The 14531-nt window shown below is 73.2% G+C and carries 16 protein-coding genes; 8 read left to right on the top strand and 8 right to left on the bottom strand.

All coding sequences use genetic code 11. From position 1 onward, the window contains the following. Nucleotides 1–273: 273 nt before the first annotated feature. On the top strand, nt 274–846 hold the full coding sequence (locus GA0070560_RS05275; protein ID WP_091292062.1) for an O-methyltransferase: 573 nt from the start codon (nt 274–276) through the stop codon (nt 844–846). Nucleotides 847–903: 57 nt separating this feature from the next. Here GA0070560_RS05275 and GA0070560_RS05270 read toward each other — a convergent pair whose 3' ends face one another. Beyond that, a complete protein-coding gene (locus tag GA0070560_RS05270; protein WP_091292060.1) occupies nt 904–2379 on the bottom strand; it encodes a leucyl aminopeptidase family protein in 1476 nt (491 codons plus the stop codon). 144 nt (nt 2380–2523) lie between these two features. Next, entirely contained in the window at nt 2524–2691 is a 168-nt protein-coding gene (locus GA0070560_RS05265) for a DUF3117 domain-containing protein (protein ID WP_007455245.1), read from the bottom strand. Between the two features lie 189 nt (nt 2692–2880). On the opposite strand from GA0070560_RS05265, the gene GA0070560_RS05260 reads away from it, so the two are divergent. Next, nucleotides 2881–3699, top strand: coding sequence for a PaaX family transcriptional regulator (locus GA0070560_RS05260; RefSeq protein WP_091292058.1), 819 nt, complete (start codon nt 2881–2883; stop codon nt 3697–3699). A gap of 4 nt (nt 3700–3703) precedes the next feature. Continuing rightward, the gene (locus tag GA0070560_RS05255; protein WP_091292056.1) at nt 3704–4495 is read left to right on the top strand and encodes an enoyl-CoA hydratase/isomerase family protein; all 792 of its coding nucleotides are present in this window, start codon (nt 3704–3706) and stop codon (nt 4493–4495) included. A 379-nt stretch (nt 4496–4874) separates the two neighbouring features. Here GA0070560_RS05255 and GA0070560_RS05250 read toward each other — a convergent pair whose 3' ends face one another. The 4 genes from GA0070560_RS05250 to GA0070560_RS28045 are packed head-to-tail and all read right to left on the bottom strand — an operon-like array spanning nt 4875 to nt 7192. Continuing rightward, complete coding sequence (locus tag GA0070560_RS05250; RefSeq protein ID WP_091292054.1) at nt 4875–5456, bottom strand: hypothetical protein; 582 nt, start codon at nt 5454–5456, stop codon at nt 4875–4877. Continuing rightward, nucleotides 5453–6052, bottom strand: coding sequence for a DNA-3-methyladenine glycosylase I (locus GA0070560_RS05245; RefSeq protein ID WP_091292930.1), 600 nt, complete (start codon nt 6050–6052; stop codon nt 5453–5455). The genes GA0070560_RS05250 and GA0070560_RS05245 overlap by 4 nt, the downstream gene beginning before the upstream one ends. Before the next feature lie 40 nt (nt 6053–6092). After that, nucleotides 6093–6590: an SRPBCC family protein gene (locus tag GA0070560_RS05240; RefSeq protein WP_091292051.1), complete on the bottom strand. Its 498-nt coding sequence runs from the start codon at nt 6588–6590 to the stop codon at nt 6093–6095. Further along, a complete protein-coding gene (locus GA0070560_RS28045) occupies nt 6587–7192 on the bottom strand; it encodes a DivIVA domain-containing protein (RefSeq protein WP_139131444.1) in 606 nt (201 codons plus the stop codon). The genes GA0070560_RS05240 and GA0070560_RS28045 overlap by 4 nt, the downstream gene beginning before the upstream one ends. A 194-nt stretch (nt 7193–7386) precedes the next feature. On the opposite strand from GA0070560_RS28045, the gene folP reads away from it, so the two are divergent. Further along, nucleotides 7387–8256, top strand: coding sequence for a dihydropteroate synthase (gene folP / locus GA0070560_RS05230; RefSeq protein ID WP_091292049.1), 870 nt, complete (start codon nt 7387–7389; stop codon nt 8254–8256). 22 nt (nt 8257–8278) lie between these two features. Here the strand turns inward: folP and ndhC are convergent, their stop codons facing one another. Then, nucleotides 8279–8656 carry an NADH-quinone oxidoreductase subunit A gene (gene ndhC / locus GA0070560_RS05225; RefSeq protein ID WP_091292046.1) on the bottom strand — a complete coding sequence of 126 codons (378 nt, stop codon included), beginning with the start codon at nt 8654–8656 and terminating at the stop codon, nt 8279–8281. A gap of 145 nt (nt 8657–8801) precedes the next feature. On the opposite strand from ndhC, the gene GA0070560_RS29340 reads away from it, so the two are divergent. The 4 genes from GA0070560_RS29340 to GA0070560_RS05210 all read left to right on the top strand — a co-directional run bounded on the left by GA0070560_RS29340 (nt 8802) and on the right by GA0070560_RS05210 (nt 13401). Beyond that, nucleotides 8802–9452, top strand: coding sequence for a hypothetical protein (locus GA0070560_RS29340; RefSeq protein WP_245675374.1), 651 nt, complete (start codon nt 8802–8804; stop codon nt 9450–9452). 69 nt (nt 9453–9521) lie between these two features. Further along, nucleotides 9522–10229 carry a hypothetical protein gene (locus GA0070560_RS29335; RefSeq protein WP_245675373.1) on the top strand — a complete coding sequence of 236 codons (708 nt, stop codon included), beginning with the start codon at nt 9522–9524 and terminating at the stop codon, nt 10227–10229. A 297-nt stretch (nt 10230–10526) separates the two neighbouring features. Beyond that, nucleotides 10527–12374 (top strand): 2-oxoacid:acceptor oxidoreductase subunit alpha, encoded by a 1848-nt coding sequence (locus GA0070560_RS05215; RefSeq protein WP_091292043.1) that lies wholly within the window; start codon nt 10527–10529, stop codon nt 12372–12374. Beyond that, nucleotides 12367–13401 (top strand): 2-oxoacid:ferredoxin oxidoreductase subunit beta, encoded by a 1035-nt coding sequence (locus GA0070560_RS05210; protein WP_091292041.1) that lies wholly within the window; start codon nt 12367–12369, stop codon nt 13399–13401. The genes GA0070560_RS05215 and GA0070560_RS05210 overlap by 8 nt, the downstream gene beginning before the upstream one ends. A 64-nt stretch (nt 13402–13465) precedes the next feature. On the opposite strand, the gene GA0070560_RS05205 is transcribed toward GA0070560_RS05210, so the two are convergent. After that, nucleotides 13466–14482, bottom strand: coding sequence for a potassium channel family protein (locus tag GA0070560_RS05205; RefSeq protein ID WP_091292038.1), 1017 nt, complete (start codon nt 14480–14482; stop codon nt 13466–13468). Nucleotides 14483–14531 lie beyond the last annotated feature (49 nt).

The following is a 14531-nucleotide window of genomic DNA, read 5'->3' as shown; positions in this document are numbered from 1 at the left end:
CGCGGCACGGCGCGACGGCCGGCGCGGAACGAGGGGTACCGCTTCCAGGATTGCACGAATGACCGGATACCGAGTCGGCTCTCGGCGGGCGTGATCGTCATCTGCGGACGGCGCGGCTGCGCGTCGGGAGCCTCGCCTCTAGGCTCACAGTGCCAACCCGCCCCTCGCACCACTCCCGCCGCCCGGAGGTGTCCCATCGCCACGGTCGCCAATTCCGGCACTCCGACGGCGCAGACGCTGCAGTTCGCCGAGTCGTACGTCGGGGAGGACCTCGTGCTGCGCACCGCCCGCAGCCTCGCCCGGGAGGTGGGCCTCGACGCGGTCACCCCGGGCGCCGGGGCCGCGCTGCGCCTGCTCGCCGCCGCCGGCAACGCCCGCGCGGTGGTGGAGATCGGCACCGGCACCGGGGTCAGTGGCGTCTGGCTGCTGCGCGGGATGCGCGCCGACGGCGTGCTGACCACCATCGACCTGGAGATCGAGCACCAGCGGATCGCCCGGCGTATCTTCGTCGAGGCCGGCGTCCCCTCCGGGCGTACCCGGATCATCACCGGCCGGGCGCTGGACGTACTGCCCCGGCTCGCCGACGGCGCGTACGACCTGGTCTTCGTCGACGCCGAGGCGACCGGTTTCGCCGCCTACGTCGATGCCGCGCTGCGGCTGCTGCGCCCCGGCGGGATGGTCGTCCTCAACGGCATCCTGGCCAACGGGCGGATCAGCGACCCGGCCGCCCGGGACGCCGAGACGGTGACCGTCCGGGAGACGGTCAAGATGATCCGCGAGTCCGAGCACTGGACGACCGCGCTGCTGCCGGTCGGGCACGGCCTGCTCGTCGCGGTGAAGTGCTGACCGGTCGCTGACCGGCCCGCCCGGCACCCGTCGGGCACCGGGGGCGGGACCGACCGCTCAGCCCAGGGTCGCCAGCCAGCGCAGCAGCCCGCGTACGCCCCAGCCGGTCGCACCCCGGGTCAGCTCGGCGTCGTCGCCGTCGGCCCAGGAGGGCGCGGACATGTCGATGTGCAGCCACCGGTCGCGCAGCTCGCCGGTGAACTCGCGGAGGAAGAGCGCGGCGGTGACCGAGCCCGCGCCGGCGTCCGGCGAGCTGTGCAGGTCGGCGAGGTCGCTGCCGAGGTGCTCGACGTAGTCGGCGGGCAACGGCATCCGCCAGGCGGCCTCGCCCGCGGCGTCGACGGCGGCCAGCACGTCGGCGGCGAGCTGGTCGTTCTCGCTGTAGAGGGCGCCGTGGCGCTTGCCGAGCGCGACCGCGTTGGCACCGGTGAGGGTGGCCAGGTCGATCAGCAGGTCGGGCTTGAGTTCCCGCACCGCGTACGCCATGGCGTCGGCGAGCACGAGCCGCCCCTCGGCGTCGGAGTTGGTGCTCTCGCTGGTGAGGCCGCCGTAGTGACGGACGATGTCGCCCGGGCGGAACGCCGAGCCGCTGACCATGTTCTCCGCCAGCGGGGCGAGGGTGGTGACCCGGACGGGCAGGCGCAGCGCAGCCGCGCCCAGGGTCGCCGCGACCACCGCGGCGGCGCCGGCCATGTCCTTGCGCATCAGCTTCATCGCCGGCACCGGCTTGATCGAGATGCCGCCGGTGTCGAAGGTGATCCCCTTGCCGACCAGCACCACGTGGGTACGGGCGTCGGCGGGCCGCCAGTCCAGCTCGACCAGGCGAGGGCCGCTGGCCGAGCCGCGGCCGACCGCGAGGATGCCGCCGAAGCCCTCGGCGGCCAGCTCTTCCGGGCCGCGTACCCGCAGGCGCAGGTCGGTCAGCTCGGCCGCGGCGGCCTCGATCTGCGCGACGAACCACTGCGGGTTCTTCACCGACGACGGGGTGTTGGTGAGATCCCGGGCGAACCGGGTCATCCGGGCGGTGGTCTCCGCGGCGGCGACCGCCTCGCGGTGCGCCTGCGGGTCGGCGACCAGCAGCTCCACCTCGGTCAGCGCGGGCGTCTCGCCCGCCTCGGTCATCCGGAACCGGTACGCGGCGAGTTGCAGCCCCTCCACGAGGGCGCGGACCGCGCCGGCGCCGGCGTCGACGGGCAGCGCGAGTGTGATGCGCGTCTCATCCTTGGCGGCGCGGGCCAGGGCCGCTCCGGCGGTCCGCCAGGCCTTGTCGGCGCCGTCGCCGACTCCGAGCAGCAGCAGCCGACCCGGCGTGCGGGCGGGTCGCAGATGGGCGAAGGTCTCACCGGCCCGGCCGGTCAGCCGGGTGGCGGGCAGCAGGGCGGCCACCTCCGCCGCCACCTCGTCGGGCAGGGCCGGCACGGTCGGGGCCAGCGTCGCCGGGGTCTCGCCCCCGTCGGTCGCGGCACCAGCTCGGACGGGCAGGACGAGGGTGTCCAGCCGGTCGGGACCGGCTGTCAGACGGATGGCGAGCACGCTGGACCGTACCTCCGGGAATGATCGTGGCGCGGGGCCTGGACGCCCCGCGTGGATGACCTGAAGACCCTGAGCCACCGGCCATGCCGGTGGCTCAGGGACACGACGAACCGTCCGCGCACCGTCGCGCGGATTGTCGTTCGATCAGCCGGCGGCCGCCTTCAGCGCGTCACCGAGCGCGTTGGCCTCGTCGGGAGTCATCTCGACGACGAGCCGGCCACCGCCCTCCAGCGGGACTCGCATGACGATGCCCCGGCCCTCCTTGGTGACTTCCAGCGGACCGTCGCCCGTCCGCGGCTTCATCGCCGCCATGTTGTCTCCCCTCAGACCTACACCAGGGTCGGTGGGTTGCCCCACAGCCACTTCGTCATGACCACCGCAACGTACGCGGGGGTGTCGACCAACGATTTTCCCTGATGAACACCGCCGGACCCAAACCGAAGCAGCATTGATGTAACAGCACCTAGCTTATCTTGGATAGGCCTGTCACAATGTGCGGTCATGCAGGCACGGTCGGCACTCTTCGACCTGTACGGCGACTACCTCCGGCCGAGGGGTGGCCGTGCACCGGTCGCCGCCCTGGTCAAGCTGCTCGCGCCGCTGGGGATCGCGCCCCCGGCCGTGCGCACCGCGGTCTCCCGGATGGTCCGCCAGGGTTGGCTCGATCCGCTCCGCCTGGCCTCCGGGCCGGGATATTCGATCACGCCGAAGGCCGCCCGGCGGCTCGACGAGGCGGCCGCCCGGATCTACCGCACCGGCCGGGTCACCTGGGACGGCCGGTTCGACCTGCTGGTCCTTCAGACCCCGACGGCCCGGCGGGACCGGCAGCGGCTGGCCGCCAACCTCAGCTTCCTGGGCTACGGCACCCTCGACGAGCACACCTGGGTCGCCACCAGGGCGAGCGAGGACGTGGACCTGCTCCTGGACGAGGCCGGCGTCCGCTACGAGCGGTTCACCGCCGCGCACGCCGCCGGCACGCCGGGCGCGATGGGGGTGGTCCGGCGGGCCTGGGACCTCACCGAGATCGGGCACGCGTACGAGCGCTTCGTCGCCGAGCAGCGTCCACTGCTGGCCGGGGTGACCGTGCGCAGCGGCGACGAGGAGGCGTACGCGGCCCGGTTCCGGCTGGTGCACGCGTGGCGTACCTTCCTCTTCCGGGACCCGCAGCTGCCGCCGGCACTGCTCCCGGAGCGCTGGCCCGGCATCGCCGCGGCCAGTTTCTTCGACCGGCACGCGGCCCGGCTGCGACCGGCCGCCGACCGGTACGTCGAGCAGTGCCTCGACAACGGCAACCGCATCCCCCGACAGAAGGGTCGTTGAGAACGTGACCGAGCCGCTGCTCGTTGACCGCACCGACGCCGTCGTCACCCTGACGTTGAACCGCCCCACGGCGATGAACTCGCTCGACGTGGCGCTCAAGGAGGCACTCCGGGACACTCTGGCCGAGCTGGAGACCAACCGGTCCTGCCGGGCGGTGGTGCTGGCCGGGGCCGGCGGCTCGTTCAGCGCGGGGCAGGACCTGCGCGAGCACGTTCAGACCCTCCAGTCCCCGACCACCAACCCGCTGGACACCGTCCGGGCGCACTACAACCCGATCGCCGCGAAGCTGGCCAACCTGCCCAAGCCGGTGGTGGCGGCGGTACGCGGGATGGCCGCCGGAGCCGGCGCCTCGCTGGCGTTCCTCGCCGACTTCCGGGTCGGCGGGCCGAAGACCAGGTTCCTGATGGCGTTCGCCGGAGTGGGGCTGGCCGCCGACACCGGCGCCTCCTGGACGCTGCCCCGGCTGGTCGGCCACGCCAAGGCCGTCGAGCTGCTGATGCTCGCCGAGCCGGTGAGCGCCGACGAGGCCTTCCGGCTGGGCCTGCTCACCAGGCTCGTCGAGGACGACGAGGCGGTGCTGCCGACCGCGCAGGAGCTGGCGGCCCGGCTCGCCGCCGGTCCGACGGTGGCGTACGGGGCGATCAAGCGGCAGCTCTCCATCGCCGACGCGGGCACCCTGGCCGACGCTCTGGCCGCCGAGGCCCAGGCCCAGGCGATCTGCGGGGCCACTGCCGACCACAAGGCCGCCACCATGGCCTTCGTCAACAAGCAGAAGCCCACTTTCGAGGGCCACTGATCCGGCCGCGCCCCGCTCGGCGGCGCGGACCGCGCCCGTCGGTGCGGCCGCCCGCCGCCGGGGGCCTGACCGCGGTACGTCACCCCGTTCACGACCACGCCGGGTGACGTACCCCGGGGGACCGCCACCGCCGTACGGGCCCTTTGCTCTGCACCCACCGACGCGACAGTCACCCTGAGTACCCGCGCCGACCGAGGCGACACCCTCCACCAGATCACATAAGTGCAGCTCAACGCGGTGGTACGCGGGTGGGTGCAGAGCAAAGGACGCGGCGGGCGGCAACGGCCCCCGCAGTATCCGGTGACGCAATGTGGTCGACCCAGGTGTCACCGACTGTGCGCCGCCCTACGCGACGTGCCGGCCCGCGTCGGGTGCCGAGCTAGTCGTCCTCCTCCGGATCCTGGTTGGCCTCGGCGCCCAGCACGAACGCCTGCATGGCCAGCTCGTCACCGGACGGGGAGACGAACGCGGGCAGCTCGGCCGGGCCCAACTCCTGCACGTACGACCAGAAGAGCCGAACCGCCTCGGCCCGGGAGTCCGCCTCGATGGGCAGGTCGAGGCTGACCAGCCAGGTCCGGCGGGGTGCGGGCGGCCCGAGCCGGTCGACGAGCTGCCGGAACACGCCGGGGTCGAGCGGGCCGACCGGCCCGGTGAGCGTCACCTGCTCGGCCGGGACAGGCTCGTCGAAGGCCCGCCGGGTGTACGCGACCGCCAGCCCGTCACCGGAGCGGGTGACCCGGCCCAGCGCCACCAGCCGGGGCGGGGAGTCCACCAGCACGGCCACCGGGTCGCCGGGACGCGGCCGGGACCCGCCGGCGGAGCCGGGCAGCTCCAGCGAGTCGTGGTGGACGAGACGCTCGGCGTCGAGGCGCTCCGGCGGGAGGAGCACCGCCCAGGCGCCCTCGGCCCGCCCGTCGCCCGCGTCGGTGCTCCGGCTGGCGCGGTGGTCGGTTGCGGTCATGCCCCCATCCCATCACGCGCCGCCACCGGGGCGGCGACGTGGCAGCCCGCCAGATGGTCGTCGACCATCCCGGTGGCCTGCATCAGGGCGTACCCGGTGGTCGGGCCGACGAAGCGGAAGCCGCGCCTCTTGAGGCCCCTGGCCAGCGCGGTGGACTCCGGGGTGAGCGCCGGCACGTCGGCGAACGACTCCGGCCGGGCGGCCCGGGACGGCGGCGCGTACGACCAGAGCAGCGCGGAGAGCCCGTCGGGCAGTTCCAGGGCGGCACGGGCGTTGGCGATCGCCGCCTCGATCTTGGCCCGGTTGCGGACGATCCCCGCGTCGGCGAGCAGCCGGGTCACGTCGGCCTCGCCGTACGAGGCGACCCGCTCGATCCGGAAGTCGTCGAAGGCGAGCCGGAACGCCGGCCGCTTGCGCAGGATGGTCAGCCACGACAGGCCCGACTGGAACGCCTCCAGCGTGAGCCGCTCGTAGAGCGCGTCGTCGCCGCGCAACGGGCGACCCCACTCGGTGTCGTGGTAGGCGGCGTAGTCCGGGGTGCTGCACCCCCAGGCGCAGCGGGCCAGCCCGTCGGCACCGGTCACCAGGTCAGTCACGTCGTACACGGTAGGGCAGGGCCCCGACAGCGGGCCGGGGTCAGGGCAGGCGGCCCTGCTCGACCAGTCGGGCGAACCGCTTCAGGGCCAGGGTCAGGCTGGCCTTGGAGCCGGGCCAGAGCAGCGGCCAGGCGACCCGGCCGGCCGCCCCGCCGGGCAGGTGGAACCACTCGTGCCAGACCACCTGGGTGCGGTCCCGCGCCAGCGGGGTGCAGCGCAGCACGCCAGGCCCGCGCAGCAGCTTCCCGCAGTGGACCACGCCGACCTCGTACGGCGCGTCCACCCGGACCACCCGCATCTCGTCACGGAGCGCGGCCGGCCCGAGCGTGGTGACCGCCTCGACCAGGCTGCCCTCGCCGCCGTCACCCTCCACCACCCGGACGGTGGTGAGCGGAATCCAGTCGGACTGCCGCTCCCAGTCGGTGAGCGCGGCGAAGACCCGGTCGGCGGGGGCGTCGACGATCACCGTGGCGGTGAACTCGCCGGCCCCCCTGCGGGCGGCCTCCCGCAGCCCGTCCGCGCCGTCCGGGCCGGTCACACCGGCTCCGAGCGGACCTTGGCGGCATCGGCCGGGTCGGCGTCCCGCCCGCCGGCCGGCTCGGGTCGCTCGGCGGTGACCGGCTCGGCCGCGTCGACCGGGGCCGGCTCGGCGGTCGCGTCACCGCCCGGCGTCGCGTCACCGCCCGGCGTCGCGTCGGCGGCGGACGACGTCCGATCGGTGGTGGCCGGCGTCGGGTCGGTGGCGGACGACGTCGGGCCGGGGTGCCCGTCGGCGGCGGCGCCGGCGGCCTCCTCGCGGGCCCGGCGCAGCGCGTCGGCGTCGGCCGTGCGGCCCTCGCGCAGCGCGGTGACCTCGGCCTCCAGGACACCGATCAGCTCCGCCTTGTAGCCGATGTCGTAGGCGGCACGGCGCATCGCCTGGTCGACCTGGGCCATCCGGTAGCCGCGCAGCGCGGTGTCGAAGCGGACCTCGCCGACGTCCGACTCGCGCAGCGGGCGGGCGCCCGGCAGGGGCACCGCCCGGCCGTCCGGCTCCGCCGGCACCAGGCCGGGATCCCGCCCGGAGACCAGTACCGTCACCCCGAACACCACCGCCGCCACGGTCAACGCGACGACCAGTACGAGCAGAACCTGACCCATGGACAGATCGTGGCACGGCGACCGGCCCCTGAGCGACCCCAACCACGCCACCGGCTCCGATCCCCCGGTGACGCCCGCCCCCACGACGCACCGCCCGATCCGACAGCGGCGACGCCCGCCCCGACGACACGCCGTGCGACCGGATAGCGTCGTCAGCGGCCGGGCGGACCCGGCCGGCGAGGGCGGGAGGCGGGATGGCCGGGGCGCTGCGGCTGGGTGGGCGGACGTTCGCACCGGGCGAGCTGGTGGTGATGGCGATCGTCAACCGGACGCCGGACTCGTTCTTCGACCGGGGTGCCACCTTCGCCCAGGACAGCGCGTTGCGTGCGGTGGAACGCGCGGTCGCCGAGGGCGCGGAGATCATCGACATCGGCGGGGTGAAGGCCGGGCCGGGCGACGAGGTCGACGTCGCCGAGGAGATCCGGCGGACCGTGGACACCATCGCCGCCGTCCGGGTCGCCTTCCCCGAGGTGGTCATCTCGATCGACACCTGGCGGGCCGAGGTCGCGGTGGAGGCGGTGGCGGCCGGCGCCGACCTGCTCAACGACACCTGGTCCGGGGCCGACCCGGCGCTCGCCCGGGTGGCCGCGGAGACGGGCGCCGGGCTGGTCTGCTCGCACGCCGGCGGTCTCGCGCCGCGTACCCGGCCGCACCGGGCCGCCTTCGACGACGTGGTCGCCGACGTGGTGACGACGGTGACCGGGCTCGCCGAGCGCGCGGTGGCCCTCGGGGTACGTCCCGACGGCATCCTCATCGACCCGGCGCACGACTTCGGCAAGAACACCCGGCACTCGCTGGAGATCACCCGACGGCTCGACGAGCTCTCCGGCACCGGCTGGCCGCTGCTGGTGGCCCTGTCGAACAAGGACTTCGTCGGCGAGACGCTGGATCTGCCGGTGCCGGAACGGCTGGAGGGCACCCTCGCCGCCACCGCCGTGTCGGCCTGGCTCGGCGCCCAGGTCTTCCGCGCCCATCAGGTCCTGCCGACCCGCCGCGTCCTGGACATGGTGGCCTCGATCCGCGGCGACCGCCCCCCGGCCCGCACCCGCCGTGGCCTCGCCTGAGCCGTCCGACGGACGGCCGGGGTCAGGTCCAGCGGAGGATGTTCTTCCGCCAGGCGTAGAGGATGCCGAGGGCGACCACGGCCACGAAGACACCCATCTCGACCACGGTGACCAGGCCGAAACCCGGGCGGTCGAAGACCAGCGCCCAGGGGAAGAGGAAGACCGCCTCCACCGCGAAGAGCACGTACAGGTACGCGTACACGTAGTAGCGGATCTGCATCTGCGCCCAGTCCCCACCGACCGGGTCGAGACCGCACTCATAGCTGGTCCGCTTACCCCAAGGATCAGCCGTACGGCCGGGACGTAACATCCGGTTGGCCGAGAACGCCGTAACGAAGAAGAGGACGCTGGCGAGCAGCAAGAGCCCGAGCGTCGCGTACGAGCCCAGGTAACCGGTCACAGTGGGGCAGCCTACCGGGCGCCGAGCCACGCCGGCCGGACCAGGAGCCGTACCGAATGCGTTACGGACTTGTTTCTCGATGGGACTAGTGCCCTCGGGCAACGGTTAACGAGAATGTCATCTCACCGAGTGTCACGGAGGACAGATGGCCCGCGTGGACGTACGCCCCCCTCGGCGGGCGCTCGCCCGGCGTACCTCTTCGCTGCTCGCGGCGTCGCTCGCGACCGGCCTGGCGATGGCCCTGGCGGTCGCGCCGGACCTGGCCACCGCGGCTCCGACGTCGACCACGGTCACCACACCCGCCACCGGCGAGACCGCCCCCGGCGGTGAGCCGACGGACGACACGAGCACGCCGCCGGTGGAGCCGACGACGACGGAGCCGGTGCCGACCACCGCGCCCCCGACACTGCCGCCCGACCCGACCACCCCGGCACCGGCACCGACCACGACGCCGCCGACCACCACCCCGCCGGGCAAACCGGCCCCGACGACCACCACGCCGACCACCACCCCGCCGCCCCCGGCCGGGGGCAAGCCGGCCCCACCGAACGTGCCCGCTCCGAGCCAGCCGAACGCCGACGGGCTCGGGGTCCGGGTCACCACCCGGGACCTCACGCTGGGCCGCTCCTACTGGAACGCGAAGAGCACCGTGACCACCCTGCGGGTCACCGTGGAGAACACCGGCACGGTCGGCGAGCGGGTCCGGCTCGGCTACACCCTGCCCACCGGGCTGACCGACGCCGGGACGGCCGGTTGCGTCGCCGCGGGCGGCGGGAGCTGGGGCTGCGGCGAGTAGACCGCCGCGCCCGGCGCACGCTTCACCAGCCTGATCAAGGTACGGGTCGGCGGCGACGCCTGGCGGAGGATGCCGCTGAGCGGCTCGGTCCGGGTCACCGCCACCGGGCCCGGCACGAGCGGCACGGTCGAGGACAGCGAGGGCTTCGCGGTGCTCTTCCCGCCCGGCCCGCCGGCGCCCGGGATGCTGCTCGACGCCGACGAGGTGGCCTTCGACATCACCGGGGGCGCCACCGAGCTGGCCGTCCGGATGGGCAACACCGGCGAGGTGGACGCCACCGGACGGGTCGAGGTGGTCCTGCCGTCCGGGGTCAGCGTGCAGAGCCCGCCGCCGTACTGTGCCGTGGCGTCGCCGACGCGTACCCGCTGTGACGTGGGCCTGCTGCCGGCGGGCCGGACGCAGACCCTGCGGCTGCCGGTGGTCGCCACCCCGCAGGCCCAGCGCGAGGCGCCGCTGGCCGGTGCGGTGATCGGCGAGCTCGCCCCGCGCAGCGGTCGTACCCGGCAGATGCAGATGAGCTTCCGGATCGTCGCGGCGGCGGCGCTGGCCACCCCGCCGGCGGCCACCCCGACGCCGACCGGCTCCCAGGGCGTGCTCGCCGTAGCCGGCCACAACGCGGACACCGACGGGATGGGTTCGGTACAGCGGATCGCGATCGCCCTGATCACGGTCTCTGTGCTGCTGGTCGTCCTGGCGCTGGCGCTGGCCACCGCCTCGCTGCGGCGGCGGACGGGCGGACCGGTGCCGGAGCCGGCCGCGAATCCGGCGGGGGACTGAGTCGACCCCGCCGGTAAGGGTCAACAGCCCGTGATCTGAATTACAGCGGCGGCCAGGAAATGCCACCAACAGTGGTAAAAAATCTGCTGAGTTCATTCACTTTCGTTGGACCTCGACCAAGGCTGCCCTAACCTTACGGCTCAACGTAGGCTCTGAGGTGAGAAACGACAGCGGGCCGGACCAGCCACGGTTGTTCGGCGCAGCGGCGCGTCAAGGAGGTCACGTGGCCGGGCAAGGCGGGCTCACCAACATGTTCAGCTGCCTGCGCGACGGGGCTGAGCGAAGCGAGGTGCAGGCGTGACCAAGCAGATCCGTCAACTGGACCGGGTGGTCATCCGGTTCGCCGGCGACTCCGGCGACGGCATGCAGTTGACCGGCGACCGATTCACCTCCGAGACGGCGCAGCTGGGCAACGACATCTCCACGTTGCCCAACTTCCCGGCCGAGATCCGGGCACCCGCAGGCACGCTGCCGGGCGTGTCGAGCTTCCAGGTGCACTTCGCCGACTACGACATCCTCACCCCCGGCGACGCACCGAACGTCCTGGTGGCGATGAACCCGGCGGCGCTCAAGGCCAACCTGGCCGACCTGCCGCGCGGTGCGGACATCATCGTCAACACCGACGAGTTCACCCGGCGCAACCTGGCCAAGGTCGGCTACACGACCAGCCCGCTGGACGACGACTCGCTCGCCGGCTACGTGGTGCACCCGGTCGCGTTGACCTCGATGACCGTCGGCGCGCTGGCCGAGCACGAAGTGTCCAAGAAGGACGCCGAGCGGGCCAAGAACATGTTCGCCCTCGGCCTGCTCTCCTGGATGTACTCCCGGCCGTACGAGTCGACGCTGCGGTTCCTGGAACGCAAGTTCGCCGCCCGGCCCGAGCTGGTCGCGGCGAACGTGGCCGCTTTCCGGGCCGGCTGGAACTTCGGCGAGACCACCGACTCCTTCTCCGTCCGGTACGAGGTGAAGCCGGCGAAGATGCTGCCGGGCACCTACCGGAACATCACCGGCAACGCGGCGCTCTCGCTCGGCCTGGTGGCCGCCGGGGTCCGCTCCGGGCTGCCGGTGTTCCTCGGGGCGTACCCGATCACCCCGGCCTCGGACATCCTGCACGAGCTGAGCAAGCACAAGCGGCTCGGCGTGGTGACCATGCAGGCCGAGGACGAGATCGCCGCGGTCGGTGCCGCGCTGGGCGCCTCGTACGGCGGCGCGCTCGGCGTGACCACCACCAGTGGCCCGGGCGTGGCCCTGAAGAGCGAGACGATCTCGCTGGCAGTGGCGCTGGAGCTGCCGCTGGTCATCGTGGACGTGCAGCGGGCCGGGCCGTCCACCGGCATGCCCACCAAGACCGAGCAGGCCGACCTCAACATGGCGCTCTACGGCCGGCACGGCGAGGCCCCGGTCGCGGTGATCGCGCCGAAGTCGCCGTCCGACTGCTTCCACGCGGCGCTGGAGGCGGCCCGGATCGCGCTGACCTACCGCACCCCGGTGATCCTGCTGTCGGACAACTACGTCGCCAACGGCTCCGAGCCGTGGCTGCTGCCCGATGTGGAGTCCCTGCCCGACCTGCGGGTGGAGTTCGCCAGCGCGCCGAACGGCGAGGACGGCACCACCTTCCTGCCGTACCTGCGGGACCCGGAGACGCTGGCCCGACCGTGGGCCGTCCCGGGCACCCCGGGGCTGGAGCACCGGATCGGCGGCCTGGAGAAGGCCGACAGGACCGGCGACATCTCGTACGACCCGGCGAACCACGACTTCATGGTGCGGACCCGGGCGGCCCGGATCGAGACGATTCCGGTGCCGGACGTCGAGGTGGACGACCCGGACGGTGACGCCCGGGTGCTGGTGCTCGGCTGGGGCTCGACGTACGGCCCGATCGGCGCGGCCTGCCGTGGCCTGCGCCAGCGCGGGCTCTCCGTCGCCCAGGCGCACCTGCGGCACCTGGCCCCGATGCCGGCCAACCTCGGCGAGGTGCTGCGTTCGTACGAACGGGTGGTCATCCCCGAGATGAACCTCGGCCAGCTCGCCCATGTGGTCCGGGCGAAGTACCTGGTCGACGCCATCGGCTACAACCAGGTCCGCGGCCTGCCCTTCACCGCCGCCGAGCTGGAGACGATGCTGGAAGAGGTCCTGAAGAATGTCTGAGCCCGTCGCCCTCAAGCTCACCGCCAAGGACTTCAAGTCCGACCAGGAGGTGCGCTGGTGCCCCGGCTGCGGCGACTACGCCATCCTGGCCGCCGTCCAGGGCTTCATGCCGGAGCTGAACATCCCCCGGGAGAACATCGTCTTCGTCTCGGGCATCGGCTGCTCATCGCGCTTCCCGTACTACATGAACACCTACGGGATGCACTCGATCCACGGCCGCGCCCCGGCGATCGCCACCGGCCTGTCGGTGTCCCGCCCGGACCTGTCGGTCTGGGTGGTCACCGGTGACGGGGACGCGCTCTCCATCGGCGGCAACCACCTGATCCACGCGCTGCGCCGCAACGTCAACCTCAAGATCCTGCTCTTCAACAACCGGATCTACGGCCTGACCAAGGGGCAGTACTCCCCCACCTCCGAGGTCGGCAAGATCACCAAGTCGACCCCGGTCGGCTCGGCGGACGCCCCGTTCAACCCGCTGTCACTGGCGCTCGGCGCGGAGGCCACCTTCGTCGCCCGCACCATCGACTCCGACCGCAAGCACCTGCAGTCGGTGCTGCGGGCCGCCGCCCAGCATGAGGGCTCGGCGTTCGTGGAGATCTACCAGAACTGCAACATCTTCAACGACGGCGCGTTCGACCAGCTCAAGGAGCCGGCCACCCGGGACGACTTCCTGATCCGGCTGGAGCACGGGCAGCCGATCACCTTCGGCTCCGACGGCCAGTTCTGCGTCGTCCACCCGCCGGGCGGCTTCGGCCTGGAGGTGCGGGAGACCGCGGCCACCCCGGCCGAGGAGATCGTCGTGCACGACGCCACGGTGACCGACCCGGCGTACGCCTTCGCGCTGTCCCGGCTGCCCGGGCTGGACCTGCGCAACACCCCGATCGGGGTGTTCCGCTCCGTCGACCGCCCGTCGTACGACGGTGTGGTGCAGGAGCAGGTCGCCACGGCGAAGGCGAAGGTCACCGAGACCCCGGAGCAGCAGCTCGCCGGACTGCTGGCCAGCGGCGACACCTGGACCATCCTCTGACCCGTCGACCGTGACACGACGAAGGCGGCCACCCCCACGCCGGGGTGGCCGCCTTCGTCGTACGTCATCCCGTGGCGGCACCGGCCGTGGGCCGGTCGTCGCGGACGTGGACCAGCATGTCGCCGGTCTCGATAACCGCGCCGGCCTTGTCCGCCAGGGTGACCACCTTGCCCCGCCGGACCAGGGCGATCACCAGCGCATCGAGCTCGCGCGGGGAGCGACCGACCTCGTTCCGCTCGGCCGAGCGCATGGCCAGCGCCATGCCCTGCCCGGGGGTGAGCAGGTCCTCCACCACGTCGATGAGCGGCGGCGCCGAGGTGGAGAGCCCGAGCAGCCGGCCGGCGGTGGCCGAGGAGACGATCACATGGTGGGCGCCGCTCTGCCGCAGCAGCGGGGCGTTCTCGGCCTCCCGCACCGCGGCGATGATCCGGACCTGGCCGGCGGTGAGCTGCCGGGCGGTGAGCGCCACCAGCACCGAGGCGTCGTCGCTGTCGGTCGCGATGATCACCGCCTTGGCGTTGCGGACGTGGGCCTCCTCCAGCACCGACGAGCGGGTGGCGGAGCCCTCGATGGCGACCAGGCCGGCGGAGGTGGCCTGCCGCAGGGCCGCGCCGCTGCGCTCGACGACCACGATCCGGGACTTGTCGAGGCCGTTCTCGAGCAGGGCGGAGATCGCACTGCGGCCCTTGGTGCCGTAGCCGCAGATGATGACGTGGTCCTTCACGGTCCTCCTCCACCGCACCAGGCGACGGCCGGTCCGGTACTGCTCGGTCAGGACTTCCAGGGTGGTGCCGACCAGGATGATCAGGAAGATCACCCGGGCGGGGGTGACGAACAGGACGTTCACCAGCCGGGCGGACGGGGTGAACGGTGTGATGTCGCCGTACCCGGTGGTGGAGAGCGACACGACCGCGTAGTAGAAGCAGTCGAGGAGGGTCAGCCCGTCCTCGTTGACGTCGCGGTAGCCGTCCCGCTCCAGGTAGACCACCGCGACCACGGCGAGCACCAGGCCGAGCGCGGCGGCCAGGCGAAGGCTCAGCGCACCGAGCGGCCCACGCCGCTGCGCGGGAAAATGGATCACCCTGAGACCTGCCCCGACCTCGCCGTCGCCTGCACGACCACAACATAGC

The sequence above is a fragment of the Micromonospora halophytica genome (genome assembly GCF_900090245.1).
Classification (GTDB): Bacteria; Actinomycetota; Actinomycetes; order Mycobacteriales; family Micromonosporaceae; genus Micromonospora; species Micromonospora halophytica.
This window is presented reverse-complemented; position numbering and strand designations above follow the sequence as displayed.

What these genes read in the sequence shown, in the direction of transcription:
- GA0070560_RS05265 (WP_007455245.1), bottom strand. Translation starts at nt 2,691, where the DNA reads ATGGCGGCGATGAAGCCGCGGACGGGCGACGGTCCGCTGGAAGTCACC.
- GA0070560_RS05260 (WP_091292058.1), top strand. Translation starts at nt 2,881, where the DNA reads ATGCAGGCACGGTCGGCACTCTTCGACCTGTACGGCGACTACCTCCGG.
- GA0070560_RS05250 (WP_091292054.1), bottom strand. Translation starts at nt 5,456, where the DNA reads ATGACCGCAACCGACCACCGCGCCAGCCGGAGCACCGACGCGGGCGAC.
- GA0070560_RS28045 (WP_139131444.1), bottom strand. Translation starts at nt 7,192, where the DNA reads ATGGGTCAGGTTCTGCTCGTACTGGTCGTCGCGTTGACCGTGGCGGCG.
- folP (WP_091292049.1), top strand. Translation starts at nt 7,387, where the DNA reads ATGGCCGGGGCGCTGCGGCTGGGTGGGCGGACGTTCGCACCGGGCGAG.
- GA0070560_RS29340 (WP_245675374.1), top strand. Translation starts at nt 8,802, where the DNA reads ATGGCCCGCGTGGACGTACGCCCCCCTCGGCGGGCGCTCGCCCGGCGT.
- GA0070560_RS29335 (WP_245675373.1), top strand. Translation starts at nt 9,522, where the DNA reads ATGCCGCTGAGCGGCTCGGTCCGGGTCACCGCCACCGGGCCCGGCACG.
- GA0070560_RS05210 (WP_091292041.1), top strand. Translation starts at nt 12,367, where the DNA reads ATGTCTGAGCCCGTCGCCCTCAAGCTCACCGCCAAGGACTTCAAGTCC.